This window comes from Candidatus Allofontibacter sp. (assembly GCF_038145245.1).
Classification (GTDB): domain Bacteria; phylum Pseudomonadota; class Alphaproteobacteria; order Pelagibacterales; family Pelagibacteraceae; genus Fontibacterium.
In genome coordinates, this window is the sequence record NZ_JAYQPI010000057.1 from 1 (window position 1) to 2986 (window position 2986).

Here is a 2986-nt window from a genome sequence, read left to right on the forward strand (position 1 = left end):
GCAATTGGAATATCTGCATCTTCCTGAAGTTGGGATAATATTTTTTTATCTATCTCATTCATATGATTTTATTCTGATATATTTATCATATTTAAAATAAAATACTAGTTTTAGTCATTAAAAATCTAATTTTTAACTTATTTTTCTGCAAATATTGAATTAAGCAGAAATAAATACTAAATCAGCTGCACATTAAAAATTAACACATAAGGAAATACAAAATGAAATTAATTAAAAAAGTTATTCTACTTTGGGCGCTATTATTTACAGCTCCTGTTGTTGCAGCCCCAAGTGATTTTTTAGTAACTACAGATTGGTTAGAGAAAAATCTTAACAATCCTAAGCTTAGACTAATTGAAGTAAGCGTTGATACTGGAGTATACGAAAGAGGTCACATTCAAGGTGCAGTGAATTTTAAATGGCATACTGATTTAGTAGATCCTGTAAAAAGAGATATCGCTAGTAAAGAAAATTTTGAAAAATTACTTCGTAAAGCAGGCATTAACAATGACAGCACAATTATAATTTATGGTGACAGCAATAACTGGTTTGCTGCATGGGGTGCATGGGTGTTTGATATATATGGAGTAAAAAATGTTAAGTTGCTTGATGGTGGCAGGAAAAAATGGGAAGCAGAAAAAAGACCTTTAACTCCAATTGCAACACAAGTTGCTGCTGGAAATATTAAAGTATCAGATGCTAACAACAATTTACGTGCAAGATTAATTGATGTTGTTGCTGTTGCTAATAAAAAATCTAATACAGCATTAGTCGATATTAGATCTAATGATGAGTACACTGGAAAAGTTATTGCTCCGGCAGGCATTCAAGAATTATCGGTTAGAGCTGGTCATATTCCAGGAGCAGTGAATGTTCCTTGGGGACAAGCTGTAGCAGAAGATGGAACATTTAAATCTGCAGAAGAACTTAAAAAAGTTTACGGTGCAGTTGGAATAGATGGAAAAAAACCAATTATAACATATTGCAGAATTGGAGAACGTTCAAGTCACACTTGGTTTGCGCTTAATAAAATCCTTGGTTACAATGTTAAAAACTATGATGGTTCATGGACAGAGTATGGAAATTCTGTTGGCAATCCAATCGTTAACATGGCGGGAACTGTTTGGGGCGGAAAATAATAACTAGTTAGTGTATTAATTCGCTACTTGTTATCTTTTTAAAATTTAGTAAATTTTCTCTGTTACAAAATAGCGGTACAATTAGTGCCGCTATTTTTTTATTTTAGGAATAAAATGACAAAAATAAATTATCAATTTAATAATAGTATTCCTGCTTTTAAAAATTTTTTAGGAATAATTGTAATTCTTATTATTGCATTCATTTTAAATTCCCAGATTGAAAATCTTCAAGGTGGAATTGCCCTTTCGTTATCTCTATGGCTTGGAATCGCATTTGGCGGAGTTTTACAAAGAAGTAGATTTTGCTTTTATTGTTTAAGCAGAGATTTTATTGAATTAAAAAATGCAAAAGGATTGCTTGGAATTGTTGTTGCTCTTATCATTGGAACATTAGGTTATCATTTAATATTTGGTGCTTTCCTTATTGATCCAATAGCACCTCGACTTCCCCCAAATGCTCATATTGCTCCTGTTAGCTGGGTTTTAGTATTAGGTTCTTTTAGTTTTGGTCTTGGAATGGCCATTGCTGGATCATGTATTAGTGCTCAACTTTATAGACTTGGCGAAGGTCTTTTATCTGCTCTTATTGCATTCATCGGAATTATATTTGGGTTTATTATAGCTTTTTTATGTTGGAATTTTCTTTACCTTAAAGCAATTCAACAGGCTCCTTTAGTTTGGTTCCCTCATTATCTTGGATATAAAGGATCTATTATCTTACAAATTACATTATTAATTTTTTTAGCATTATCACTTTTAAAATTTCATAAAAAACAAAAACAAATAAGTAAAATTCATAAATGGTGGCAAATAAAATGGCCAACGTATGTTGGTGGAATTTTGGTTGCGCTAATTGCAACGATTGCCTTTTTAAGAATATCTCCTTTAGGAGTTACAGCTGAGATTGGTAGTATAGCGCGAACAAGTGCGAACTATTTTAATATTTTACCAACACGCCTTGAGGGTTTAGATACTTTAAGGGGATGTTTAACAATTGTTAAAGAAACATTTTGGTCTAATAACGGTTTATTTATTTTTGGTTTAGTACTTGGGTCTTTTGCGCTTGCAACTTTCTCTGGTGATTTTAAAATTCAAATTCCTAAAGTAAAAGAAAGCATTCGATCTTTTGTTGGTGGAATATTAATGGGTTTTGGTTCTATGATTGCACTTGGTTGCACAGTTGGAACTTTATTATCTGGCATTATGGCAGCTTCATTATCGGGTTGGATATTTTTAATATTTTGTGGAGCTGGTTTGTATTTGGGCTGGCGACTTAGAAAAAAATATAAATTTAATTAAAATTTAGAAATGACTACATCTAGTTTGATAAGTAAAATTGGAAATACTCCTTTAATTTATTTAAAGAAGGCATCAGAAATTTCTGGTTGTAAGATTTATGGTAAAGCAGAATTTTTAAATCCTGGAGAATCTGTAAAAGATAGAGCTGCGCTTTATATTTTAAATGATGCCATTAAAAATGGTAAATTAAAAAAAGGCGGAACTATAGTTGAAGGAACTGCAGGAAATACTGGAATTGGTATTGCAATAATTGCAAAAGAACTTGGCATTAAAACTGTTATTGTTATTCCTGAAACACAATCAAAAGAAAAAAAAGACACTTTAAAAAAGTTGGGAGCTGAACTTATTGAAGTTCCAGCGGTACCGTACGACAATCCAAATAATTATGTAAAATATGCAAAAAAAGTTGCAGATGATGTTGGTGGTTATTGGGGAAACCAATTTGATAATACTATCAATCAATTGGCTCATATTGAAACAACTGCTGAAGAAATCTGGACACAAACAAATGGTGAAGTAGATGGGTTTGTTTGCGCTTCTGGGACGGG

The 2986-nt window shown here is 31.9% G+C and carries 4 protein-coding genes; 3 read left to right on the top strand and 1 reads right to left on the bottom strand.

Annotated elements, in window-relative coordinates:
* A partial coding sequence (locus AC8IGH_RS05245; protein ID WP_507419666.1) for a winged helix-turn-helix transcriptional regulator occupies positions 1-62 on the bottom strand: 62 nt, incomplete at its 3' end.
* Between the two features lie 159 nt (positions 63-221).
* Between AC8IGH_RS05245 and AC8IGH_RS05250 the strand changes: the two genes are divergently transcribed.
* The 3 genes from AC8IGH_RS05250 to AC8IGH_RS05260 all read left to right on the top strand — a co-directional run.
* Positions 222-1139 (top strand): sulfurtransferase, encoded by a 918-nt coding sequence (locus AC8IGH_RS05250; protein ID WP_507419663.1) that lies wholly within the window; start codon positions 222-224, stop codon positions 1137-1139.
* 114 nt (positions 1140-1253) lie between these two features.
* On the top strand, positions 1254-2438 hold the full coding sequence (locus tag AC8IGH_RS05255) for a YeeE/YedE family protein (protein WP_507419664.1): 1185 nt from the start codon (positions 1254-1256) through the stop codon (positions 2436-2438).
* A 9-nt stretch (positions 2439-2447) separates the two neighbouring features.
* Positions 2448-2986 (top strand): pyridoxal-phosphate dependent enzyme (locus tag AC8IGH_RS05260; protein WP_507419665.1); only part of this gene is annotated, 539 nt, incomplete at its 3' end.

Coding starts and splice junctions, on each gene's coding strand:
- AC8IGH_RS05250 (WP_507419663.1), top strand. CDS start 222: ATGAAATTAATTAAAAAAGTTATTCTACTTTGGGCGCTATTATTTACA.
- AC8IGH_RS05255 (WP_507419664.1), top strand. CDS start 1,254: ATGACAAAAATAAATTATCAATTTAATAATAGTATTCCTGCTTTTAAA.